The organism is Paraburkholderia sediminicola, assembly GCF_902859805.1.
GTDB classification, from domain to species: domain Bacteria; phylum Pseudomonadota; class Gammaproteobacteria; order Burkholderiales; family Burkholderiaceae; genus Paraburkholderia; species Paraburkholderia sediminicola.
Genome location: NZ_CADIKC010000001.1, coordinates 1,225,217 through 1,247,777, shown reverse-complemented (window position 1 = coordinate 1,247,777; position 22,561 = coordinate 1,225,217). Strand labels below are relative to the sequence as shown.

Here is a 22,561-nt window from a genome sequence, read left to right as displayed (position 1 = left end):
GCAGACATCACGTGGAGGATATAAGGATATGCAGGTCAGTCGCACAATCAGTACCGTCGAGGTTCATACCGGCGGTGAGCCGTTCCGGATCGTTACGTCAGGTCTTCCCCGCCTGCAGGGCAACTCGATCGTGGAGCGCCGTGCCTGGGTACGCGAACATGCGGACAATATTCGCCAGGCCCTGATGTTTGAACCGCGTGGGCACGCGGACATGTACGGGGGGTATCTCACGCCGCCCGTTTCACCCACGGCTGACTTCGGTGTCATCTTCCTGCATAACGAAGGATATAGCGACCACTGTGGACATGGCGTGATCGCACTGGCAACCGCCGCGGTGGAGCTCGGCTGGGTGCAGCGCGAGTCGCCCGAGACGCGGGTTGGCATCGACGCACCGTGTGGTTTCATCGAAGCATTCGTCAAGTGGGATGGCATGCACGCCAACGGTGTGCGATTCATTAACGTGCCATCGTTCATTTACAAGCGCGACGTGAGCGTCGAGACGCCGACGTACGGAACGGTGACGGGCGATATCGCGTTCGGGGGGGCGTTTTATTTCTACACCGACGGCGCACCGCACGGTCTCGCGATTCGTGAGTCGTCGGTCGACGTGCTCAAGCAATTCGGCGCGGAAGTGAAGATCGCCGCCAATCGCGCGTTTCCGCTTGTGCATCCGCAGATTCCGGAAATCAACCATATCTACGGCACGATCATTCATGGCGCGCCAAGATTTCCCGAATCCACCCAGGCGAACTGCTGCATTTTCGCGGACCGGGAAGTGGACCGCTCTCCGACGGGTTCGGGCACCGCAGGCCGCGTGGCGCAACTGTATCTGCGTGGTGAGATTGGTCGGGACGACGTACTCGTGAATGAATCGATCATCGGCACGGTGTTTCGTGCGCGTGTTGTCGGTGAAACGCAGCTTGGCGAATTCCCCGCCGTGATTCCCGAGATCGAAGGCTCAGCCCACGTTTGTGGATTCGCCAACTGGATCATCGACGAGCGGGATCCGCTCAAGTATGGATTCCTGGTGCGTTGAGCGGTGCTCGCTCACGTTGGCACGTACCTGCTGATGCCCGTCCAGGAGGAGTCGGACTACTGCGGGGTCAAGATCGTTACATCTTCCTCGGCCAGTTGCGGTCTTCCGGACAATTCTCTGGATCTCGCTGGCCAATTCCTGCTCGTCAGATCCGCCATTGACGTTATTCGTCTGACGAATAACCTGATCAATGGTTTACCATGACCAGTTCACGTCGTTTGCAGGATCGGTCAGAAAGCATGATGAACACCCGAAAGATTTTGATGATTGTTGGGGGGCTCCTGCTCGTAGCAGCAGGGATCTCGTACCTGATGCTCCTTCAGGCGGACCGCCGCTCAATGGCCGAAGTCACGGCCGCCATGCACGAGTCCGCACACCCTGCCGCCGCCGATTCGCGCGCAGGCGATCAAGTGACGGAAGGCAGCATCGATCAATCGAAGCCGTCCGGCGCGATCACAAAGAGCACTGGCATCACGCAGGAGCCGGTGGCTCCTGCTCCTGCTGTGGCCGTAGCGCCCGCATCCAATCCGGCCGCTGCGCAAGTCACCGTGCAACCGAAGCAGGCGCCGTCGACGGCAGTCGCGTCGGTGAACGTGCAGGACTCGGGTACACCGAAGGTGGTTCCGGCGCAGCGCGCCCCGCGTGAACGAGACGGTCTGGACCATCGCGCGACAACGACTCGAGGCGCGACGCCGGAAACGGACGAACTGGTCAGGGAGTCGGCGAAGCTCGATCCTTCGTTGCCTCCGCCGGATATGTCGGCCGCTCGCGCCGCCACGGACCAAAATAGCTCCAAGCCTGGCAAGGGCTCGAATCCGGTCGCGGCCGCGATGACGGATCAGCTCGTCAAGGAATCGGCGAAGCTCGATCCTTCGTTGCCGCCGCCCAAGTAACTGATTTTTTCGGCAGCACGTGCTGCTGCATGCAGTCTCACGGTACTTGAGCACGGCGCTCCGGCGCCTGGTGTAAGGCGCCCGAAGCAAGCGAATTGGTGTCGCCTTCTACAGTTGAGCGCTGTGGAATGACCGCTATTGGGGGAGTTACACGGGACAATCGCCTGCTCAATTGGGCATCACCTGACAGATCAGCGGCTGTATTTCAGCCGACCCTATCGCGGACGTAACGAAGCGATTGGGATCGTTCGAATATTCCCTCGGAGAACATCATTACGGCAACTTTCGACTGCTCAAGCCGATTGGAGCGATGACCGATATAGCGATCATTCATGTGGCTGATTGCAGCTAATGGGGGTCAACGTGGCATCGTTCAGATTCGATGAGATCGAGAGACTTATTAAACATAACGACGTGGTAATCGTGCGATCAGACGAACAGAAGATGAAGATTTCTCCTTATCGTGGCAAGCGGCAGCGCGATGCAATTCTTACTTTCTTAAGGTTGTCTGGGGCACACTCACGCGCGATCGTGTTCAGTCACCACTCACAGGCCGGCCCGATAGGCGTCGACGTTCAATCGGGAGAGTCCTTTACGTGGCAAGGATTCTGATTCAAGCGCTGCGTTGGGATCAAAACGGAACGAGCTACCGGCGGTTAGCTCGTTGACTTGCGCTGGTGAATGCGCAAACTACTTTGTGGCCCATACAACATCACTGTCGACCGAATAAACGCGGCATTCCTGATGACCGTTTGCACACTGCACCAAAGCCGCGTTGATCGCATCAATCCCGGACGCCTGCCCCCACCCGCCATCGCGTGCGATCGCAAATGCCCGCGGTCGTGTCGTAGTTAGATAATGCGTGTAGGCCTGTCGCCCATCGGCGTGTAACCAGGGCACCGCGTTGACGTCCTGAAGTGATGCAAAATCCGTACGGGGCGGAGCTGACTCCTGACGCGGCCACACCACAGTATTGTCGACCGCGTAGAGCTGGCAATACTGCGAGACCTTCCAGCACTGCTGCATCGCGCTGCGCGCAGGATCGAAACCACCGGAAGCCCACATGCCGTTCGTGCTGCCGATTGCAATGGCTTTAGGGGGCGGCGCCGCCAAATAGCTCGCATAGACTGCAGTTTTCTGCCGTGCATTGAGATAGGGCACCGCACTGAAGTCGTTGATGCTCGCATAGCCGCTGGCCTTCAGCGCAGGACGAGGAAGGTACTCAGGATTGACTTCGTTGCCCGGCATGCCAATGCTCGCCAGAAAGGCGTCGGCCTTTGCAATCCATAGCGGAAGCCCCGCACCTGAGGCCGTCATGGCGTGAGCATCCTTCTGGAAGTCACCATAGTCCACCAGTTGCGCGTGGCCGCCCGCGGCAGTGTAGTGGGCATACATGCCTTTCCACGTTGCACTGGAGAAAGTCTGGTCGTTGTCGCCGTAAAACCAGATCGATGGCAAGCGCGTGTGCGAGCCAAGTTCACCGGCAGCCATAATCAGGCTTTCGTCGGGCTTGCTGCAATCGGACTCTTTCACGCCACCAGCGAAATTGAGCATTCCCTTCACGTCCGCAGGATTCTGTGCACCGAATGCAAGCGTATCCCACCCGCCCATGCTCTTGCCCGCGACAACGATCTGCCTCGCGTCAATGCCCCTGATGTCTTTCACATAATCGAGCACCTTGCGAATGTCCTTGGCAGCATCGTTGCCGATGGCAATTACGTCGCAGCCGTGCGGTGTGAGATGGCCCCAGGACTGTGCGTAGCCGCGCTGCATCGGCATGGCGACAGCGTAGCCTCGCGAGAGGAAGTACCACGGTATGAATTGATCGGCCACGCGCGGCGCGTTCATCGGATCGTGGGACGCACCATGATTGATGAGCGCAAGCGGAAAGGGGCCACCGCCCGCAGAGTGTGCGGGCATATACACCGTCACTTCCAGTGTGACTAACGGCGACGATTGAACGGGTACGCGCACGATTTTTTCATTCAGCGGCGCCTCCGGTTCGGCTGTATTGCGGTCTGCCGACCATGTGGCCTGCGGCAGCGCGGCAAGCAAAACGAAAGCACTCGAAAGAAAGGAAAGCGAAAACTTTAGTCGTAGCGGCATCTATTCTTTTTTTGTTAGGAAGTTCGCTGCGGGTTGACCTTATGGCAACACGTCGGTACGTCGTGGTCAACGGCACATCACACAAAAAACTTTAAAAGTTGACCGTATATGTCTTTGGTCTGCGCGCGCCCCGCTGTCACACGAGTGCCGATACGAGTGTCCGAAAACGCTGGATCAGCCGCCGTTCGGCTTGCCGTTGCAAACGGGCTCGGGGTCGCGTACTGCCGGTCGCCGTCAGGCAGTGATCGGCCAGGAATGGACGTTCATGACGTGTGTTTGAACGTCTGTTGTAACGCGGGCTGATTTATCGGTTGGTAACAGTGTTTTGCCGTGAACATTCGCTCTATCGTCCTATCTCCCCCTTGTCCGTTCGGTCAAATCAAACATTTGGCCTACAAGGTTGAAGGCAACCTCGGTGGTCTCCCTTATAATTACCAAGTCGTCGGGAAACACCCGGCGGCCAGGTTTGACAGCCTGATTGTTCTAACCGCACACCCGCTCACGCGGGAGTGCGTCTGCTGCTGCACGTCTATATTCCTATGGGCGGGCCGTGGTGGGGGAGCCGCAAGGCTCGCCGGCTCGTTAGAACACCGGTCTGTCAACCCTACTTCGTGCCCGCTCACCCACGTTTCCAGCGAGTGTCGGGCGATCCTAGAAGTAACAGGGAGATCGCACCATGAGCAAGTTCAACAAAAATCAACCCGCTTCACGTCCGCCTGTCGACGCAACCCAGTACGAAAAGCTTGCCCTGTCCGCCTTCGATTTATGCGACCGGCACCTGGCTCAACTGGATACCTTGATCACACTTGCGTCCTCGATATGTAGGAATCCTTCCGTCACGCTTGAGGAAAGACGACGTCGTCAGACGCTTCTTGAATTGCTGGTGGACACGGCTGAGCAGTATCAGCAGGAACTCGAATGCGACCGCGAGTTGTACAAGGTGATTGCGCTCGATGCGAAGGGTGTTCCGCAAAGCCGCATCACGGCCCGCCACGCAGCGGACCTGCTTGCAGAAGAAGTGTTGCAACGAGCAGGCGAACCGATAGCCACCGAAAATGTGCCGCAACGCCAAAGCCCGGCAGAGAAAAGTGCTGCTGAGTTAAGAGCCGACACGGTGCAGTAACCCGTCGTCGCGCAGCACCAGGCAATCAAGAAGGGCGGGCGAGTAGTAGCGTGGTGCGTCCGAATCGTTGTCACGCCGACTACGACTCGCCTTTCAGGTATGTTGTCGCCGAAAAGAAGAATCAGACGCCTTTCAACGCAGCGCGCACAAACGAGACAAACCGTGAAGTAACCGGATTCTTCTGCGCATTCGCCCACACAAGTCCTACACGCCACTTCGCGTGCTTTCCGCGAAGCGGCAGGACGGTAGCGTCCCGAAGAAGATATTGCGCACGCGAGGGAACGAACGCGACGCCGACTCCAGCAGCGACAGATGCCAGGACAGACTGCACATCATCAGCCTGTTGCGTCACGTTTGGTACGAAGCCCTGTTCGCGACACCAGCTTTCGACTTGAGCAGCGAGGCCGAGTCCACGCGCACGCCGCAAGGCCAGGAAGCCTATTTCATTCAGCTTGCCAAAATCGGAGGGAATACGCACTTTCTCGAGGCGTGGGGGTAACGCCAGTGCCAGTGTCTCCTCCATCACAGGAAGCGACGAGAGGCGGTCGACCGAGGGCGCACGCATGAAGCCCACATCCAGCTTCCCCGCCAGAAGGCGGCGAGTTTGCTCAGCGGAAGACAGGTCGCTCAACGCGACGGCAATGCCCGGATATTGCTGACGGAAGTCGGCAATGATTTGCGGCGCGATCGTCAGCACGGACAGGCAAATGCCGATCCGCAAATGCCCACGCCTGCCGCTGCCTGCCTCTCGTGCACGCGCGAGGATCTCGTCCGCATCGTGGACGAGTGCTTGCGCATCGGGCAGGAAAATTTCCCCGAACTGCGTCAGTTCCGCGCCATGTCGACCCCGCTCGAACAGTTTCGCGCCCAGACTCCCCTCCAGCGCGCCGACCTGTTTGCTCAATGCCGGCTGACTCATGTGCAGAGCGTCCGCCGCACGCCCGAAATGACGCAGTTCGACGACCGACAAAAACGTTCTCAGCAGTTTGAGTTCCATTCCGCATCGTTATCGTATTGATCGAATCATTCATTTTACTAATCGATGGTCGAGTTGTTCAATACGGGTATGTCTTCTCACAAGCGATTACCCATGACCTCTACAAGCCCTAAGCGTCACCCACACTGGCTGGGTCGCACAGAGGTCCCGGTTGCTGACCACGCCGACGATCCTGAACCTGCGCCGGATGCTTTAGTTGATAGGGAGCGCCGCCCGCGTCGCCCGCGCTTTGCCGGGGTATCTTCGGCAGACGATCGGCAGGTTCAGACGGGCGCGATCGCGGTGAGCTTCGCCGTCGTCTCTCGCAAACGGTGGCCGCGCTGAAAAGCATCAACGGTCCAGACTTCATCGGCATCAAGATGTGAAAGCGCTTGCTGGAAGCATTTTCCTTGGGGCTTCGGATTTATGCCGAACGCATCTAAAGCGCCAAAAGACTCGTAAATGAACGGCGCGGCGTCTCCCGAACGACGGACCAGTTCAGTAATATGGATGACTGCCTGCTTTGACGTATGAAAGTCATGTGTCAGGCAACTCTGCTTTACTTCCCCTTTCTGCTTCACAATCTCCATCGGTTTCATATCGAATGCTTTGGAAAGCCGCAAAAAACGTTTTCCGACGATCAACTTGCCGTTAAAGGACAAATTCGATGCTGAGAGAACTGGGTGATTTTGACGGTTTCATGGAGACGCTGATAAGCGACTGGAACGTGCCGGGCATCGGCGTAAGCATCGCCAGGGACGACGAAGTCGTTTTCTCGAAGGGTTACGGGTATCGCGACCACGCCAGCAAGCTGCCGTATACGGGCGCCACGTGGTTTCCAATTGCATCGAACACGAAGTTGTTTACGGCTGTGGCGGCGGGCCTCCTCGTCGATCGTGGCCTGCTCGGTTTTGATCGACCGATCCGCGAATTTGTCCCCAGCCTGCGCTTTTATGACAAGGCGCTTGATGAAGCCGTCACGCTGCGCGATATGCTGAGTCATCGGACGGGCGTACCGCGGCACGACATGATCTGGTACGAAGCACGCCTTTCGCAGGCGGAATTGTTCGAGCGAATTCGTTTCATGAAGCCGACTGCGCCGCTGCGCTCGAAATTCATCTACAACAACATGATGTACGAAGCGGTCGGTCACATCATCGAACTGCTGAGCGGGAAGCGCTGGGATCACTTCGTGCGTGACGAGATACTTACGCCGCTCGGCATGACTGACACGGAATTCACCGTAGCTGACATGCTCACGCGACCAGAACCTGCGGTGCCGTTTCTGGAGAAGCGCGACAGCGATGAACTGTGGCAGCCACCGTACATGGACACCGACGAGTCAAGTCCCGCAGGCAGCATTGTCGCCACAATGGATGATATGTCGCGCTGGCTGCTGATGCTGATGAACAACGGCCGGGTGGCCGGCAAGCAGGTGATTCCCGGGCGTATTCTCAAGGCAACGCTGGCACCGGGCGTTGCACTGCCTGATGCGATGAATGAAGTTCTGGGATTCACGCCGGAACTGAATGGCATCTATGGCATGGGTCGGCAAACGGCGTCGTACAGAGGACACCTGTTGGCAAGTCACGGTGGAGATCTTCGCGCATTCCATTCGCAAGTTTCATATTTGCCGAACGAGAAGATCGGCGTAAACGTCTTTGTTATCGGCGACCACTGCGCGATCCTGCGCAACGCCGTGGGCTATGAAATCTATGACCGTCTGCTGGGTCTGCCGCCAACGGACTGGACTCAACGGCTCTTCGACTTCACCAGGCGGGCGAGGAGCAGCCTTCAGGAAGCTCGCCAAAGGGTCGTGCCGAACCCCGTACCGAATACATGCCCGTCGCATGATCTGGCAGGCTATGTCGGCCGATACGAACACCCGGCGTATGGTCCATTGACGATCTCGCTCGAGAATGATCAGTTGCAGTTGGCATTCCGCAAGATCTCTCTTCCGCTGAACCATTTCCATTACGATCGTTTCGACACCCCTGATGACGAAGTCGACGGCGCATGGTCCGTCCTCTTCCAGACGAGTTCGCTGGGTGACATCGATCGGGTGGTGATCTGGCTCGATCAAGCCGACGCAGTATTCAAGCGGGTACCCGATGCCGTGCCCCAATCCGTCATCGACAAAATCACGGGTACCTACGTAACGGCGATTGGGATCAAAGCGGTAGTGCGGCTAAACCGTGGACAGAAGCTCACGCTGCGCTTTCCAAACGGACCTGCTGAAGTTCTGGTGCCGTTCAAAGACCTTCAGTTCCGCAGTTACCTGAGCCCGGATACGACGTTCGAGTTTGTAATGGACGGTGATCGCGTCAAAGCGTTGCGGCACTGGGATGCGATTGCTGAGTTTGTCCTGACGCGTTCCGAGGATGACGACACGATCGACACAATGGAGGAAGACGATCCGGCCGATGAGTAGCAACGCGCCCGATGCGGAGACGTCCAGATTCCAGTCCGACACGTGGCTACCGGCCGTCGCATCGTGAGACTGTCTTGCCAGTCACGAAGCGTCGAAGGAACCGCACGGGATTGGGGGCGGAGTTGTGCGCACAACCGAGGCTACGGTTTCACCGCGTAACGCACCAACTCAGTTGCGGTCGTCGCAGGCGCACCCTTTCCTGCCATACGGCCTTGAAACTCCTCGCGGACAATACGCTTGGCGGCCGGGGCATACCACAATGTCTCCTCCATCGGTCCACCCCCAAAGCCAGATTGCGGCGACCAGACTCCCGTCATCCTGATCTTGATCGCGGAGAATGAGCCTGCCCTTGTCTTGATCTCCTCAACACCTTGCACTTCGCACTGGGCGCGCCGCAGCACAGTCGTGCTCGCTTCGCCGGCGGCCTGGCAGTCCGCCTCATAGCGCGTTCCGGCTCGCAGCGGAAAATGAAGCGCGATACCGCAGGCGTGCTGGGCGGCTGCATTGGGAATCACGTTTGCTTCAGAGGTCAGCTCTACGTGCCCGCTTCCGGATCCTATCTGAAGAGATGCACTCCCATCCGCATTGACGGACGTCACGGTTTGCGTGATGGTCTTACTCTTTCCAGACAGCAGGTCGGACCACAGATAGGTCCAACTGTCTCCGGTCCTGTAGTGCGGCGCATCCTGAGGCAGAAGGGCGGACTCAGCACCGGCCGCGGAACTGGTTGAAGCGGCAAATCCCGCTGCCAGCAGGCACGCGGCCGCCCGCGAGCCAATATGCATGGAAGAGCGCTTGCTTTCGATTGCTTTCATGTCTACCCCTCGTGTTGACGGATTCGGGTTGAACAGGCGCGAATCGAATTCGACCATTTGCAAAATCAACCGTTCCGGGACGAATAAAACGCGTCACATATCGGTAGAAATTTCGCCGTCCAAAAAGACGGCGTCTCGCGGTTACTGTTACTACCCGATGGGTTACTCCGAGAAGACGTACTTCCCATTCAATTTTTTAGGTGCAATGAAATTGAAATCTGGAAAGATCCGGGTTCTGACGTACCAGATGTAGGCGAACAACCCCACACCGATCAGACAACCAATCAACGTCGACTCTGGATGTTCCGCAAAGTCCGTGAACTGCCTTGGCAATTGCGTAATCGCCAGGATCAGATAGGCGTTGTAGGCGCCGACATTGTTCTTCGTAAAACCCCAGACGAACAACAGGGAAATCGCCACAGCGATCGCTGCGACGATCAACCCCGCCACCGCGGATATCTCGCTGCCGACGGCATATCCCGCCAACAAACCAACAAGCACCTGCAGCCACGCGATAACCCGAACGACGATCAAATGGCCGCGGTTTGTACGACATCGTTCAGGATCTGCATGCGCAGCGATGAAATATGCAAGCAGACGATCTTTGACGCCTTGTCCCGTCAACCTGGTGAACACTTCGGATTTCGCAACCCCATCCGACAGAAGCTGCACGACCTGAGCTTTGATTTCTTTTCGATTCATTGACTCCACCCCTATGTTTTTTTGGTAACGGTCAAAACGCCCTGATTCATTCGCTATGCATAGCGATACGCCAGGATAAGGCGAAATATTACCTGTTGCGCGAGAAGGAGAGGGGAGATCAATTCATGCCCGCATGCAAAGTCGCAGTGCGGCTTGTAAAGGCGCAATGCGTTGCATATGGTCATACGTGGGTCACCGATCATGAATTTGAAATCTGACTGGCCGAGTATTCACGTGAATGATCACTACGTTCTGGAGAGCATCAGTCATGATTGAAAAAAAACGAATTCATGCTGTGCTGCTCGCCGCAGCGATCGCCACCATCGCAACAATTGCGCCGGCGTGTCAGGCGGAAAACACCACGGACTGGCTGGCGAACACCTATGGCACCCTCGCAGCCCACGTGGGTAACACTGCGCGTTCCATGTGGGTCGCGCCCGAAGGCGTCATCTATACGGCCTCCATGTGGGACGAGTACGAGGGCGGCGTCGCTATCTATCAGGCCGGCAAGAGCCTCGGCTCGATGGGCGCGCACGGCGAGTTTCAGGGCAGCGCGATCACGGGCAACGCGACGTCGATCTTCGTGGCACTGCAGCCTGGTGGGACCTATGGAAGTGGTGCAGTGGGACGATACAACCGCACCACCAAGGCTCGTGATCTATTGATTCAGATCACTGCGTTAAGCAACCAGCCTCGGGTCGATGTTGTCACTGGACTCGCCACGGCGGGCACGCTCCTCTACGCGAGCGACTTCTACGGCAATCGTGTCCGGATCTTCACGACCGCCGGTGTCTGGCAGCGGGACATCAACATTACGGGCCCGGGCGCTCTCGCACTGGATGGCGCAGGCAACGTCTGGGTCGCACAGAAGAGTGAGGGTTCGATCGTCGGGTTCAGTCCGACGGGCGCCCTGTTGAACACCATCCGTATGCCAGGTGGGTCGCTGCCATCGTCGCTCTTTTTCGATGCGTCGTCGGGGCAGCTCATGGTTGGCGACGAAGGTCCTGACATGAACATCAAGCGCTACAAGGTCTCGGGTACGCCGACGCTGGCCGGTACGTTCGGCATTCAGGGCGGTTATCTCGACACCACGACGGGCATCAAAGGGCAGGTGGGTGACAAGCGCTTCACTCGCGTCGTTGGCATCGGCAAGGACACCGCGGGCAACCTCTATGTGCTCAACAACCCGTGGGGCGGAAGCTGGGACCTCGGCCGCGACGGCGGCACCGATATTCACTCCTACAACAGTTCGGGTCGCCTGCAATGGAAGTTTCAGTCTCTCAACTTTGAGGGGATTGCCGCTCCGGACCCGGGTACTGACGGCCTCTACTTCTATGGCGGCACCAACATCTATACAGGCACCGCTGGGGGTACGTTCGTAGCGAACACGGTCGATCCGATCGCCTATCCATCCGATCCACGCATCAACATTGACGATCGCTCACGGGATGAGCACTTCGGTCAACTTGCCACTGTCGGCGCCAACCGGATTCTCGTGGCGTCGGGCCAGAATCCCGATATCTACTACTTCTTCCACTTCAATGCGGCGAATGGCTACATTGCAATACCGGACGCCACGCTTCCCGGTCCGGCGTTCAAGACGACCGCATCGGTCAGGGACGGATTCTGCATCGACAGCAAAGGGGGCGTGTGGGCCGGCCTCGACAAGACCGGTTACATCTACCACTACCCGTTGATCGGCTTCGACGCCAGCGGCAAGCCAACATGGGGACCCGGTATTCCCATCCGCATTCCCGATAGCATCAAGCCGTTGACGCGCATCGTCTACCTCGCGGACAGCGACACCATGATTCTCGGACAGGGCGTTGTTGGGGGTACGGACTGGACGGCGATAGGCACGCGGATCGAGGTGTATCACGGCTGGAGCGCGGGCAATACCACGACGCCTAATCCGGTGATCAAGCTCCCTCATGTCGGCGCCAAGTCGATTGACGCGGCCGGCAGCTATCTCTTCGTCGGCTACTGGTTCGGCACCGGGCAAGCGTTGCCGAACATCGACGCCTTCAATCTCGCTACAGGCAACCTCGACACCACGCTGGTCAACACCAGTACCGCTACCGTCGATGCCAGCAGCGCAATCGATTCGATGTACGGCGTAAGGGCATACCTTCGATCGACGGGCGAGTACGTGGTTACGAAGAACAACGTTAAGGGGTCCAGTATTACTGTTTATCGCTGGACGCCCTGAATAGCACGAGGTTTTTCAACAGGCTGCCGGTTAAGTCCTTGGAGGAAATCGGGGACCGCATTTCCAATCGAGGCAAGATATCCCGCCATAGCACCGGCAACTTTTCGCACGGCAGGACGTGCTGTCATCCGTTCACGCCAGGCCAGCAGGTTGGGCGTTTCTCCTGTCATGGGCGCGCCCTTGCGCGCGCCGAACAACTGCGCCATGTAAAACGCGATGTCGGCATAGGAATAGGTCTCGGCCAGAAATTCTCGATTCGCAAGAACGCGTTCCATGCGCCGATAGTATTGAAACGCTTCGTTGCGCGCAGTCTGCGCCGCAAGATCGTCCGGCGCATCTTCAAGACCCATCAGTCGGATAATGTGGGGGAAATAGATTTCATCGCTGCAGTGTTCGAGCTGACGCGCGATGGCGCGCGCCTTTGGATGCGCGGGCCATAAGGCAGGATTGGGCTTCAGGTCTTCTAGATACTCAAATATTTGCGTGGAATCGAAAATCTCCAGGTCGCCGTCTATCAGTACCGGCACCTGACGTTTCGGATTGACTCGCAATACATCCGGATGTTTGGGGTTGTAACCGCGCAACTGGTCAAACGGAGCCATCACCCGTTCGAAGTCGATGCCCTTCTCGTGCGCCGCGATCTCGACCTTGGCGCCGAACATGCTCAGCGGTCCGGAAATTATTTTCATTTGTCTCTCTTCAATTGATTTCATGCGGCGCAACCCTGATTGGCTTCGGGGTTCGCCTTGATATCTATCGGCAACGATAATGCTATCCGTCTTCCACGATCACTTCGCATTGATCGAGCAGATTAGGGATGTGGCAGATAATAAGTCCGTTAACATGACACCTTATGTCATGTATTTTTCAGGTAGGTGTCGTTTATGAAAGCCAGCCGCCTTTTGTCGATCATGATGATGCTGCAAGCGCGCGGGCGTATGACCGCACCGGCATTGGCAGAAGCACTGGAGGTTTCCGAGCGCACGATCTTGCGCGATATCGATCAGCTCTCCACTGCTGGCGTGCCCATTTGGGGAGATCGAGGTCGCAATGGGGGATTTCAATTGCGCGAGGGTTGGAGTACCGATCTCACAGGGCTCACGGAGCACGAAGCGCACGCGCTGTTTCTGGCAGGTTTGCCTGGGCCCGCGACAGAACTGGGCTTGGATGGCATGGCAACCTCGGCGCGGCTAAAGATGATCGCCAGTCTGCCGCCGGACTCGCGTGAGCAGGCTGATCGTGTCGCCAGCCGACTGCACATCGACACTGTGGATTGGTATCGTGCGCAAGAAACGCCGTTATTTTTGCGTGAAGTCGCCAATGCCGTTTGGGGCTCGTACCGTATCGAAGTGAAGTACGAGAGTTGGCGTGGTTTGTCTCGCCGCGAACTTGAGCCGCTCGGTTTGGTGCTCAAGGGAGGTACCTGGTACCTGATTGCCAAGATGGTGGGCAAGCCCGGCGCGCTGACCTTTCGGCTGGCGAATATTAGTGAACTCAAGTCCTCCCGCCGTCGTTTCAAGCGTCCGGCGCGATTTGATCTGGTGAAGCACTGGCGTGACGCCATGAACCGGTACGAGACTGATCTTTATCGGCTGACGGCACATATCGCCGTGTCGCCGCGTGGTGAGAACTGGTTGGCCAACGCACGTATTAAAACCGCTCCAGTTTTGCGGGGTGCGGGTAGTGCGGAGGTGCCATCAGGATGGAAAGAGTTTTTGATGCCTATCGAATCCATCGAGCACGGCGCCCGGAAGCTGCTGGAATACGGATCGAATTTGAAAATCGTAGGGCCGCAGGAACTTAAGAATCAATTTATGGAAGAGTTGTCGCAGTTGAAGGCGCTCTATAAGAGGAGAGCATGATTTTGGTGAGAGATGACGTCAGGAAACTGGACGGTTCGAGAGGTGGAAACCTTCACTGACAATGCTGTATCGTGAGCGCCATCGCAGTCGCACAGACTCCACGATCTCCGTCGAAATGCTCCCGATGATTCCCCTCTACCGCGATCCAGCTTTCTATCAGCTCCTTGCAGACAGCTATGCCCGGCTACTTGGTCGACCGCTGGTGCAACAGGCCATGCCCGTGACCGAAGCTACCGAATGGCTCTACGAGCATGCCCCGTTCGCGGTACTCGCGCACAACACCGATCCCGACCCACTCTTTATATACGGCAACAAGGCCGCTCAGCGCCGCTTTGGATATAGCTGGGATGAAATCACCCGACTGCCGTCCCGACTCTCGGCCGAGGCTCCGAATCGCGAGGAGCGGCAGCAATTTCTCGCACGCGTACAGCGGCTCGGCTACGAGGCGGGCTACAAGGGTGTGCGTATCACCAAGTCGGGCCAGCGCTTCATGATCGAGGAAGCCACGCTGTGGCAGCTTCTCGACACGGACGGTAAGCTGCACGGCCAGGCGGTTGTCGTTCCGCGCACGCGTGACCTCTGATCGCGTATATCAATCTGGGACGAGCAGCAGTTGGTGTTTGAAAACAGTCGTTTCGAAGAGGGTGGTTCGGACGATGGTTGAGTTCGTGGTCGTCTGCTGCAGGTCGCCGCATTGCGTGCCGCGGGAATGATATCTCGTGAAGTAGGCGGCACGCGGCCAGGAACGGTCGTTCGGCATCTTCGCCCAGATCGTTGAGTTTCATTCGCTATGCATTGCGTGAGAAACGATGCCCCAGTTCACGCAACCACGTTAGAAAGGTATTGATAGCAGGATCCTCAAGGCGTGCATGGTGGACGTAGCTGCAATAGCGCCATGCCGGCAACGCTGGGCCGTCGAACGGAAACACGAGGCGTCCCTCTTCGACATCGAGCGCTACAAGCGCGGTCGGGCCCATCGCAATACCCAAGCCATCAATGGCGGCCTGCAGGGTCAAATAAAAGTGGTCCAGTTGCTGGGAATGGCGTACAGCAAGCCGAGGATTGCCGCACGCCGCAAGCCATTCGGCCCAAAGGCCGGGATAGGTCGTCGTGTGCAGCAGGGTGTGATGCGCCAGGTCTGAAACATCGTGTATCGGATGAGATTCCAGCACCTTGGGCGAGCACACCGGCAGTCGGACTTCCGACAGAAATTCGTTGACCACGTACCCTGCCGCTTTCTGCTCGCCGCCGCGAATCGCCACATCGCATTCGTCGCGTAGCCTTTCGATCGGTTCGTCCGAAGTCGTCAGCCGGATTTCCACCGCCGGGTTGGTCAGTTGGAAGTTGGAAAGCTGTGGCAATAGCCATCGCAACGCGAAAGTAGTTGGCGCATTGACTTTGATGATCTGCTGTCGCGTGACCCGGAGCTGTTCATTGGTGGCCAGCGCGATGCGGTCGAGTGCCGCCGATATCTCCGACAGGTAAGCGCGCCCCGGCGCGGTCAACACGACCCTTCGGCCGCGGCGTTCAAACAGGTTGTGTCCGAGCCAGGCCTCCAGTTGTCCCACTTGCCGGCTAACGGCCCCGTGCGTGACGCAAAGCTCATCAGCTGCGGCTGAAAAGCTCTCGAGCCTGGCGGCGGCTTCGAATACGCGCAATGCGTTCAATGGTGGCAGACGACGTGGCATGCGGCGAATCTCTATGTGAGTTTTCCTGACAGATCTGATGAGTTTATATCGATTTTCGTGGTGGCCGTAGTCCAATATATTGCGCTGGTTGGCCGCAGATCGGGTTATGGATCTGTTTGATTAAGTCACCAGGAAGACTACCGTATGTCGAATGTTGTTGTGATTGGCGCGCAGTGGGGCGATGAGGGGAAAGGCCGGATTGTCGATTGGCTTGCCGAGAAGGCGGACATCGTCGCCCGTTACAACGGTGGCCACAACGCCGGTCACACGCTGGTGGTGAATGGTCAAACCTACAAACTGGCGCTGCTTCCCAGCGGTATCGTGCGCGGAAAACTTGGTCTGATCGGTAACGGCGTCGCCCTTGACCCCGAGGCGCTGCTCGCGGAGATTGACCGCATGGCCGCGCTGGGCATCCGCGTCACGCCAGAGGTGCTGCAGATCGCCGAGACGGCTACGCTTGTCCTACCGGTCCACCGCGCGATCGACTCCGCTCAGGAACGCTTGCGCGCCAAGCCGCTCGGCACCACGCTGCGTGGCATCGGTCCGGCATACGAAGACAAGGTTGGGCGGCGAGGCTTGCGCGTTTGCGATCTGGCTGAACCGGAACTGCTGGCTCAAAAGCTCGACGTATTGCTTGAGCACCATAACGCGTGGTTCCGCGGCCTCGGTCTGGAACCTTTCCAGCGAGACCAGGTGTTGAGGGGCCTGCTTGCCATAGCGCCAAGAATCCTGCCGTTCGTGGGACGCGTCTGGGAACAACTCGACAAGGCCCATTCATCAGGCAAGCGCACGGTATTCGAAGGCTCGCAAGCCGTGATGCTTGACGTGGACTGGGGGAGCTATCCCTATGTGACGTCGTCGAGCACCGTGGCCGCTGGCGCAGCCAGTGGCACCGGCATCGCCCCTTCGCATCTGGGGCAGGTACTAGGCGTCAGCAAGGTCTATGCAACGCGTGTTGGCGAAGGCCCTTTCACGTCCGAAGTGGAGGGAACACTCGGTGACGTGCTCAGACAGCGCGGTGGCGAGTATGGAGTCAATACCGGCCGCCCGCGTCGCTGCGGTTGGCTGGACACTGTGCAACTGCGGCAGAGCAGCAAGGTCGCCGGCATCAACCTGCTGGCGCTGACCAAGCTGGATGTGCTCGATGGCTTCGATTCGATCTACGTGTGCGTAGGTTACGAGCTTGATGGGAAGCGCATCGACTACATGCCGTCCACTAACGCCGAGCAGCAGCGCCTGCGGCCGGTTCTCAAGCGCTTTGATGGTTGGGAGGGTTCGACCCGGGGCATTCGCTCTTATAGCGATCTGCCCCGCGAGGCTGCGGCGCTAATTGAAGCGATTCAGCAGGAGGTCGGTATTCCGGTGTCGATGGTTACCACGGGCCCCGAACGTGATGACGCGATTGTCTTGCGATCTCCATTCACGTAAATGGACGACATACCAATCGGATTGACTCATGCCGACGAGTGAGACAGGCGAAGTGAGCTTTGGCGAGTGGCCGTTGTCGGGAAGGCGGACGGAGCGCTCCGGGCCGATCGGGGACCGCCATCACGCAGCTATTGCGTCAGCGCGCCCGTCCGCCTAGCTTATCGAGTCGACTGAAAACGCGATGTCCTTCTGTGCTTCGAGCACCTTCAGGCGTTCAGCCAACGCGGCCCTGATCGAGTCGCAGGCACCGCCGCCAAGCGTCAAGCGTAACGGAGGATGTGCCGAATCCGCCGCGACGATCATTGCGTTGACTGTCTTGCCGGCATCGCCCCGAATTGCAAAGCTGTTGGACGCGATCGCCCGCCTGACGTCGCCCGCCGGGGTATCGTCGTACTCGGGCATCGGCACCGCGTGATCGAGACCGGCACCGAACTGCGTGCTCGTCGGCCCCGGCTCCACGATCACGAAGTCGATGCCGAATGGTCTCACCTCCTTTGCTACTGACTCGACGAAACCTTCGATGCCCCATTTCGTAGCGTGATAGAGGCTGAAATTCGGGTAAGCGATCTGTCCGCCTTCGGACGAGACCTGAACGATCCGCCCGCCACCCTGGCGGCGCAGGTGAGGCAGCGTCGCACGGATGACCTGAATCGATCCAGTGAGATTGGTGGCGATCTGCCGGTCAATCTGTTCATCAGTCACTTCCTCGGCTGCACCGAACAGCCCGTAGCCCGCGTTGTTCACGACCACATCGATGCGGCCCATCGCTTCGAATGCAGCTGTGATATTCGAGTGCACCGCGCGGATGTCGGTGACATCGAAAGTCAGCACATGCAACCGGTCTTCGTACCGTTGTTTCAGTTCATCGAGCGCCCCCTCGTGCCGAAGCGTCGCAACGACCCGATCGCCGCGTTGCAGCAGGCGCTCGGCGAGTAGCCGGCCGAGGCCTGACGACGTGCCGGTGATAAACCAGGTCTTCACCATGATGCGTCTCTCCATAAAGTGGATGGAATGGCATTGCCTGATTCACAGTTTAGGTACCCGTCATTGGTCAGAGAAGTCTCTATAGTACGTATGACCCCGTGAAAATTCGCCACCAATGACCAAGCCGACACTTGCCGATCTCACCGCGTTTTCCGCCGTCGCAACGCATCGGAGTTTCCGCCGTGCCGCCGACGCACTCGGCGTTTCGCGCTCCTCGCTAAGTCATGCCATGCTCGCCTTGGAGCGCGATTTGGGCGTACGTCTGCTCAATCGCACGACGCGCAGCGTGTCGCCGACAGAGGCCGGCGAAGCATTGCTCGCTCGGCTTGCACCCGTGCTCCGCGATCTCGACGACGCACTGGATGCCGTCGCTGATGCGCGCGGCAATCCGAGCGGCACGCTCAGGATCAATGCCAATGAGAGTGCGGCGCGGCTGCTATTGAAAACAGTGGTGCCGCTTTTTCTGAAGCGCTTTCCGAGTATGGCGCTCGATCTCGTCGCGGAGGGACGGCTTGTCGATATCGTCGAGCGAGGTTTCGATGCCGGAGTACGGCTTGGCGAGTCGGTCCCGCGCGACATGGTGGCGGTGCGCATCAGCGATGATCTTCGCTTCGTGGTCGTTGCAGCGCCTTCGTATCTCTCGGGTCGCACACCACTCATCACGCCCGACGACCTTCGCAACCACGACTGCATTCGCCAACGTCTACCGAGCGGCAAACGCTACCGCTGGGAGTTCCGCAAGCACGGGGAGGAAATGGCAATCGATGTTCCCGGGGTGCTCACGCTGGATCACAACGGTCTGATGGTTGAGGCCGCGTCCGATGGGTTGGGCCTCGCGTATGTACCGGAGTCCACCGCCCGCGACTGGCTGGACGATGGCCGGCTGGTTACCGTGCTGGAAGATTGGTGCCCATTCATCCCGGGGCTCTGCCTGTACTATCCTGGGCATCGTCACGTGCCTGCTGGTCTGCGGGCGTTCATAGACGTGCTTAGGGAGGTCAATCATTGACGCATGTGACTGTACGTTGTCGAGCATTCTGGCCTGACTGTTCAGGTCCCATGCGGTCAATCGACGACGGGACAGTGACCGGTCGTTTTCGGTCGCCCAGTGGACAGATAACGCCACAACGAGCCGGTGTGTTCCCGGCCCGTTATGGCGTTAGATATGCACAGTATTACTGAACAACTGAAGAATCGCTGTGCCTTCGATCACGCTGCCTTGAGAAGTCCAAGTTGTTGCAGCGCCGTCACGCCGTCGTCCAGCCCGATTTCTTCGACGATCTTGCCACCGTTCAGCCGTAGCACGGTTGTGCCAGTGAAGCGCATTTTCCGTCCGGTCGCGGCCGGCAACGATCCAACGCGGAAATCGCTGAATGCCGGACCGGTATGCGTGCCTCCACCTTCCCAACGGCCGACTACATAGTCCCCCTCGGCGATGAGATCAGCGGCGCCCCAGAAGTTGAGATCCGGAAACGCTCGGCGGAAATCGGTCATGAATGCCTTGATGTCCTTGCGGCCACGGCGCGGCTCGTGCAGCGAGTATTGAAGCAGCATGTCAGGAGCAGCAAGTTCGTCGACGATGTCGAGGTTGCATGTCTTGCCCCAGAAATCAGTAAACCAGCGGCCCACGACGGCCTTGTTGTCATCTTCCCTGGACATGGTGAATTCCTCATTGACTGTGGTTGAAAGAGGGAAACGCAATCGCCTCCCCCTGTATGAACAATATTGGCGCCAGCAGTCAGCCGCCCCCCGTTTCTTGCTGCAATACTCGATAAACCGACACGCGTCTTTTAGGGGCGATGGTCATTACGCGCGTTGTTTGTAAGCGTCGGCGAACGTCTCATGCTTCCGCTGGAGCGGACAGTAGGTCCAGAGTTCTGAGCGACTCAAACCGGTCGAACTGAAACGTTCAAAGTCGCTTCGGTACAGTGACTGAGATTCGCAAGCACCTTGGATGCTCGCAGGCAAAGGCTGCAGCCATTCGCAAACGGCTCGCGTAACACACGCGGTCGTGCGCATGAGTTCGCGCTTTGAAGAGAGTCCCCGACAAGTTTTTCCGCACCAGAGTAAAACTCCAACTTCCATGGCCAGAACGGAGATTCTCGCGCGCTGTTCTATTCCTTGAAGGTTTCCAGGTACTTTACGAGACGATCGCTGCTCGCTTCGATAGGCTTGTTGAAGCCAAAAGCAACCGCGGCGTCGCGATCCTCGATCGACTCGAATCGCGCGACCATCTCCCATGCGGTTCTTTCGCCCAGGTCGTTAAGCGTGACGGTGATGACGGCCGACGGATGGGCATCATGCAGGTTCCCTTTGCTCGCGTTGCGCCAGCTCAGTGTCCTCGGCTTCTCGACCTCGATAAAGACGAACTCCATGCGAAGTTCGGTTCCGTCAGGAAAACGCATGACATGATGCCAGGAGCCGCCAGGACGCAGGTCCATTTCGCACACCGGGTTGGTCACTCCGGGGCCACCCCACCATTGCGCGACATGTTTGGCCTCAGTCGTCGCCGCCCACACGACTTCGCGCGGTGCCTCGTAGATTCGACTCATTGAAATCACTGCCTCATCGGTAGGGATCTTCGTATTCGTATTCACGGTGCTTTCCTTTTCAGGTTACGGGTGCTGGTTTTACTGCTGGTGCTGCCCGTCTGAATCGTCTTCAAGTAGTCTCCGAGGCTGTCTGCATTGCGCTCCCAGAAACTGCGGTAATCCTCGACCCAGGCGAGTACAGCGGAGAGAGGACCGGCCTCAAGGTGACAAGGGCGCCATTGCGCGTCCTTACCGCGCGAGATGAGGCCGGCGCCTTCCAGAACCTTCAGATGCTTCGAGATCGCTGCGAGACTCATGTCATGAGGTTCGGCCAACTCAGTGACCGACGCATCGCCGGCAGCGAGGCGGGCGAGCATGTCGCGCCGTATGGGGTGAGCGAGTGCGGAAAGCGTCACGCTGAGTTGGTCGATTTGCACGTTGTATTTAACCTGTTGGTTGATAACTGGTAAGTTAAATACGATCTGTGCGTGTGTCAAGCACTACGTCGTTTTCGGGGGAGGCCGTTAAGGCGCGCCGCGCGCGTTACGCCGGATCACTTAGGCTGCTCTCAAGCGTCACAGACCGTGCGCAGCCTGGCGCATCGGCAGGTTATGGCAGGCTGCATCAAAACAAGCTACCCACGAGGAGGGTAGGCGGGGAGGGGGCTGCGATTCTGAAGACGCCGGGATCACTCAAGGCCCGTACGACCGACGGGGGGGTATATCCGTCCCGCCATCGTTGTCGGATCGCGGTCAGTCCGTCATGGGCGGGGAAACCGCGCCGGAGGCACCACGTACGTCCGAGTTCGGCCAGGATCGGCCAGTCGACAGCGTGATCGTAAGCGGACGCTCGCCCGTGCGTGGATCCGCAAACTAACGCATGCTTGATAGGCGCATGCTGCTTCTTATGCCCAGAGTATGGTCGCGTCTCTCAGTTCAATAAGCCTTGGGCGAGCGACCACTCCACTACACCGTAAGGAGCCAAAGCGTTTAATTTTGCCAAATAAGGCCTTCCGCCCACCGGCACGCCGTTGACGAACTTTTCATGTGCTCCTAGAAAGAATATGGCTTCGGCGAGCGCGTTTTGACGTCCAACGACATCGCAACATTTTTCCACCGCTGTCTCAATTCCTGCCTCTGTCCCGAACCCGCGAAAATAGCGCAGTAGCGCGTTTTGGACGTCTCGCGGGACTACAACTTGATCCAGTCGGGACAATAACGCTTCCAAACTTGGGTCTTTAGGCAGGCTGCCGTCAGATGCGGCTTGAACGACGACGTAGAGTAGCGCTGTATATTCCAACTGAGTAGTATTGGACTCTGAAGCACTCGCCATTGTGACCAAGGAGTTCTGTGCATGACGCCAATCCTTCATCTGAACATTAGTCCAGGCGGCCATCTGCGCAGCTCCATATATTAGATCAGGTATTTGGGCGTCCCTCGATTGTCGCGCTTTCTGCTCAGCATGATTCAGCGCCAGGTCGGCCATATCTCGTGCCTCTCGCAGCATCCCAGCGGCAAACATAATGTAGGACTCGTCGATTTCGAAATCGATATCGGTCGGCTGGATTCGTAGTGCGGCGGCTTGCATCATATAGGGCCATGCATCTATTCCTTTGCCGAGGTCGGCTAACGCATCTGCCTTAAGTTGCAACGCCGATGCCTTGTCGTCACGGGATTTCGCAATGCTCAGCTTCGCATTTGCGGCCATCAAAGTGCTCTCACGCAACGATTTCATCGGATTGCCGTTTTGCTGCTCCAAGAGGATTCTGCGCCCGCTA

At 58.1% G+C, this 22,561-nt stretch carries 21 protein-coding genes; 9 read left to right on the top strand and 12 right to left on the bottom strand.

The annotated features are described in order from the left end of the window. The first annotated feature begins 28 nt into the window (after nt 1–28). Together lhpH and R8871_RS05530 are read left to right on the top strand one after the other, a co-directional pair. Nucleotides 29–1,036: a trans-3-hydroxy-L-proline dehydratase gene (gene lhpH / locus R8871_RS05535; RefSeq protein ID WP_175049407.1), complete on the top strand. Its 1,008-nt coding sequence runs from the start codon at nt 29–31 to the stop codon at nt 1,034–1,036. A gap of 239 nt (nt 1,037–1,275) precedes the next feature. Then, nucleotides 1,276–1,929 (top strand): hypothetical protein, encoded by a 654-nt coding sequence (locus tag R8871_RS05530; RefSeq protein ID WP_175049406.1) that lies wholly within the window; start codon nt 1,276–1,278, stop codon nt 1,927–1,929. Nucleotides 1,930–2,619: 690 nt separating this feature from the next. Here the strand turns inward: R8871_RS05530 and R8871_RS05525 are convergent. Further along, entirely contained in the window at nt 2,620–3,984 is a 1,365-nt protein-coding gene (locus R8871_RS05525) for an alpha/beta hydrolase family protein (protein WP_175049405.1), read from the bottom strand. 727 nt (nt 3,985–4,711) lie between these two features. Here R8871_RS05525 and R8871_RS05520 point away from each other — a divergent pair. Next, nucleotides 4,712–5,158 (top strand): hypothetical protein, encoded by a 447-nt coding sequence (locus tag R8871_RS05520; protein WP_175049404.1) that lies wholly within the window; start codon nt 4,712–4,714, stop codon nt 5,156–5,158. Nucleotides 5,159–5,279: 121 nt separating this feature from the next. Here R8871_RS05520 and R8871_RS05515 read toward each other — a convergent pair whose 3' ends face one another. After that, complete coding sequence (locus R8871_RS05515) at nt 5,280–6,155, bottom strand: LysR family transcriptional regulator (protein WP_175049403.1); 876 nt, start codon at nt 6,153–6,155, stop codon at nt 5,280–5,282. 263 nt (nt 6,156–6,418) lie between these two features. Beyond that, complete coding sequence (locus R8871_RS05510) at nt 6,419–6,796, bottom strand: hypothetical protein (protein ID WP_175049402.1); 378 nt, start codon at nt 6,794–6,796, stop codon at nt 6,419–6,421. Nucleotides 6,797–6,801: 5 nt separating this feature from the next. On the opposite strand from R8871_RS05510, the gene R8871_RS05505 reads away from it, so the two are divergent. Then, nucleotides 6,802–8,565: a serine hydrolase gene (locus R8871_RS05505; RefSeq protein ID WP_175049401.1), complete on the top strand. Its 1,764-nt coding sequence runs from the start codon at nt 6,802–6,804 to the stop codon at nt 8,563–8,565. Nucleotides 8,566–8,705: 140 nt separating this feature from the next. Here the strand turns inward: R8871_RS05505 and R8871_RS05500 are convergent, their stop codons facing one another. Both R8871_RS05500 and R8871_RS05495 read right to left on the bottom strand, forming a co-directional pair. Beyond that, nucleotides 8,706–9,437, bottom strand: a complete 732-nt coding sequence (locus R8871_RS05500; RefSeq protein WP_175049400.1) for a hypothetical protein — start codon at nt 9,435–9,437, stop codon at nt 8,706–8,708. A 105-nt stretch (nt 9,438–9,542) separates the two neighbouring features. Continuing rightward, nucleotides 9,543–10,082 carry a hypothetical protein gene (locus R8871_RS05495; protein ID WP_175049399.1) on the bottom strand — a complete coding sequence of 180 codons (540 nt, stop codon included), beginning with the start codon at nt 10,080–10,082 and terminating at the stop codon, nt 9,543–9,545. Nucleotides 10,083–10,350: 268 nt separating this feature from the next. On the opposite strand from R8871_RS05495, the gene R8871_RS05490 reads away from it, so the two are divergent. Then, nucleotides 10,351–12,291 carry an SMP-30/gluconolactonase/LRE family protein gene (locus tag R8871_RS05490; RefSeq protein ID WP_175049398.1) on the top strand — a complete coding sequence of 647 codons (1,941 nt, stop codon included), beginning with the start codon at nt 10,351–10,353 and terminating at the stop codon, nt 12,289–12,291. Here the strand turns inward: R8871_RS05490 and R8871_RS05485 are convergent. Then, on the bottom strand, nt 12,273–12,980 hold the full coding sequence (locus tag R8871_RS05485; RefSeq protein WP_175050009.1) for a glutathione S-transferase family protein: 708 nt from the start codon (nt 12,978–12,980) through the stop codon (nt 12,273–12,275). The genes R8871_RS05490 and R8871_RS05485 overlap by 19 nt on opposite strands. A 195-nt stretch (nt 12,981–13,175) precedes the next feature. Here R8871_RS05485 and R8871_RS05480 point away from each other — a divergent pair, with 195 nt between their 5' ends. Both R8871_RS05480 and R8871_RS05475 read left to right on the top strand, forming a co-directional pair. Beyond that, nucleotides 13,176–14,153: a helix-turn-helix transcriptional regulator gene (locus R8871_RS05480; RefSeq protein ID WP_175049397.1), complete on the top strand. Its 978-nt coding sequence runs from the start codon at nt 13,176–13,178 to the stop codon at nt 14,151–14,153. Between the two features lie 124 nt (nt 14,154–14,277). Further along, nucleotides 14,278–14,736 (top strand): MEKHLA domain-containing protein, encoded by a 459-nt coding sequence (locus R8871_RS05475; protein WP_175049396.1) that lies wholly within the window; start codon nt 14,278–14,280, stop codon nt 14,734–14,736. A gap of 205 nt (nt 14,737–14,941) precedes the next feature. Here the strand turns inward: R8871_RS05475 and gcvA are convergent, their stop codons facing one another. Further along, a complete protein-coding gene (gene gcvA, locus R8871_RS05470; RefSeq protein WP_175049395.1) occupies nt 14,942–15,841 on the bottom strand; it encodes a transcriptional regulator GcvA in 900 nt (299 codons plus the stop codon). 144 nt (nt 15,842–15,985) lie between these two features. On the opposite strand from gcvA, the gene R8871_RS05465 reads away from it, so the two are divergent. Then, nucleotides 15,986–17,269, top strand: coding sequence for an adenylosuccinate synthase (locus R8871_RS05465; protein WP_175049394.1), 1,284 nt, complete (start codon nt 15,986–15,988; stop codon nt 17,267–17,269). Between the two features lie 153 nt (nt 17,270–17,422). On the opposite strand, the gene R8871_RS05460 is transcribed toward R8871_RS05465, so the two are convergent. Continuing rightward, nucleotides 17,423–18,253, bottom strand: coding sequence for an SDR family oxidoreductase (locus R8871_RS05460; protein ID WP_175049393.1), 831 nt, complete (start codon nt 18,251–18,253; stop codon nt 17,423–17,425). Nucleotides 18,254–18,368: 115 nt separating this feature from the next. Here R8871_RS05460 and R8871_RS05455 point away from each other — a divergent pair, with 115 nt between their 5' ends. Beyond that, on the top strand, nt 18,369–19,262 hold the full coding sequence (locus R8871_RS05455; RefSeq protein WP_175049392.1) for a LysR family transcriptional regulator: 894 nt from the start codon (nt 18,369–18,371) through the stop codon (nt 19,260–19,262). Nucleotides 19,263–19,462: 200 nt separating this feature from the next. On the opposite strand, the gene R8871_RS05450 is transcribed toward R8871_RS05455, so the two are convergent. From R8871_RS05450 to R8871_RS05435, 4 genes are all read right to left on the bottom strand, one after another. Beyond that, nucleotides 19,463–19,912 carry an ester cyclase gene (locus R8871_RS05450; RefSeq protein WP_175050008.1) on the bottom strand — a complete coding sequence of 150 codons (450 nt, stop codon included), beginning with the start codon at nt 19,910–19,912 and terminating at the stop codon, nt 19,463–19,465. Nucleotides 19,913–20,367: 455 nt separating this feature from the next. Next, nucleotides 20,368–20,850, bottom strand: coding sequence for an SRPBCC domain-containing protein (locus R8871_RS05445; RefSeq protein WP_217468885.1), 483 nt, complete (start codon nt 20,848–20,850; stop codon nt 20,368–20,370). Then, nucleotides 20,847–21,281 carry an ArsR/SmtB family transcription factor gene (locus R8871_RS05440; protein ID WP_246287403.1) on the bottom strand — a complete coding sequence of 145 codons (435 nt, stop codon included), beginning with the start codon at nt 21,279–21,281 and terminating at the stop codon, nt 20,847–20,849. Before R8871_RS05440 ends, R8871_RS05445 begins: the two co-directional genes overlap by 4 nt. Before the next feature lie 433 nt (nt 21,282–21,714). After that, on the bottom strand, nt 21,715–22,542 hold the full coding sequence (locus R8871_RS05435; protein ID WP_175049391.1) for a hypothetical protein: 828 nt from the start codon (nt 22,540–22,542) through the stop codon (nt 21,715–21,717). Nucleotides 22,543–22,561 lie beyond the last annotated feature (19 nt).

What these genes read in the sequence shown, in the direction of transcription:
- lhpH (WP_175049407.1), top strand. Translation starts at nt 29, where the DNA reads ATGCAGGTCAGTCGCACAATCAGTACCGTCGAGGTTCATACCGGCGGT.
- R8871_RS05530 (WP_175049406.1), top strand. Translation starts at nt 1,276, where the DNA reads ATGATGAACACCCGAAAGATTTTGATGATTGTTGGGGGGCTCCTGCTC.
- R8871_RS05520 (WP_175049404.1), top strand. Translation starts at nt 4,712, where the DNA reads ATGAGCAAGTTCAACAAAAATCAACCCGCTTCACGTCCGCCTGTCGAC.
- R8871_RS05515 (WP_175049403.1), bottom strand. Translation starts at nt 6,155, where the DNA reads ATGGAACTCAAACTGCTGAGAACGTTTTTGTCGGTCGTCGAACTGCGT.
- R8871_RS05505 (WP_175049401.1), top strand. Translation starts at nt 6,802, where the DNA reads ATGCTGAGAGAACTGGGTGATTTTGACGGTTTCATGGAGACGCTGATA.
- R8871_RS05500 (WP_175049400.1), bottom strand. Translation starts at nt 9,437, where the DNA reads ATGGTCGAATTCGATTCGCGCCTGTTCAACCCGAATCCGTCAACACGA.
- R8871_RS05495 (WP_175049399.1), bottom strand. Translation starts at nt 10,082, where the DNA reads ATGAATCGAAAAGAAATCAAAGCTCAGGTCGTGCAGCTTCTGTCGGAT.
- R8871_RS05490 (WP_175049398.1), top strand. Translation starts at nt 10,351, where the DNA reads ATGATTGAAAAAAAACGAATTCATGCTGTGCTGCTCGCCGCAGCGATC.
- R8871_RS05485 (WP_175050009.1), bottom strand. Translation starts at nt 12,980, where the DNA reads ATGAAAATAATTTCCGGACCGCTGAGCATGTTCGGCGCCAAGGTCGAG.
- R8871_RS05480 (WP_175049397.1), top strand. Translation starts at nt 13,176, where the DNA reads ATGAAAGCCAGCCGCCTTTTGTCGATCATGATGATGCTGCAAGCGCGC.
- R8871_RS05475 (WP_175049396.1), top strand. Translation starts at nt 14,278, where the DNA reads ATGATTCCCCTCTACCGCGATCCAGCTTTCTATCAGCTCCTTGCAGAC.
- gcvA (WP_175049395.1), bottom strand. Translation starts at nt 15,841, where the DNA reads ATGCCACGTCGTCTGCCACCATTGAACGCATTGCGCGTATTCGAAGCC.
- R8871_RS05465 (WP_175049394.1), top strand. Translation starts at nt 15,986, where the DNA reads ATGTCGAATGTTGTTGTGATTGGCGCGCAGTGGGGCGATGAGGGGAAA.
- R8871_RS05460 (WP_175049393.1), bottom strand. Translation starts at nt 18,253, where the DNA reads ATGGTGAAGACCTGGTTTATCACCGGCACGTCGTCAGGCCTCGGCCGG.
- R8871_RS05455 (WP_175049392.1), top strand. Translation starts at nt 18,369, where the DNA reads ATGACCAAGCCGACACTTGCCGATCTCACCGCGTTTTCCGCCGTCGCA.
- R8871_RS05450 (WP_175050008.1), bottom strand. Translation starts at nt 19,912, where the DNA reads ATGTCCAGGGAAGATGACAACAAGGCCGTCGTGGGCCGCTGGTTTACT.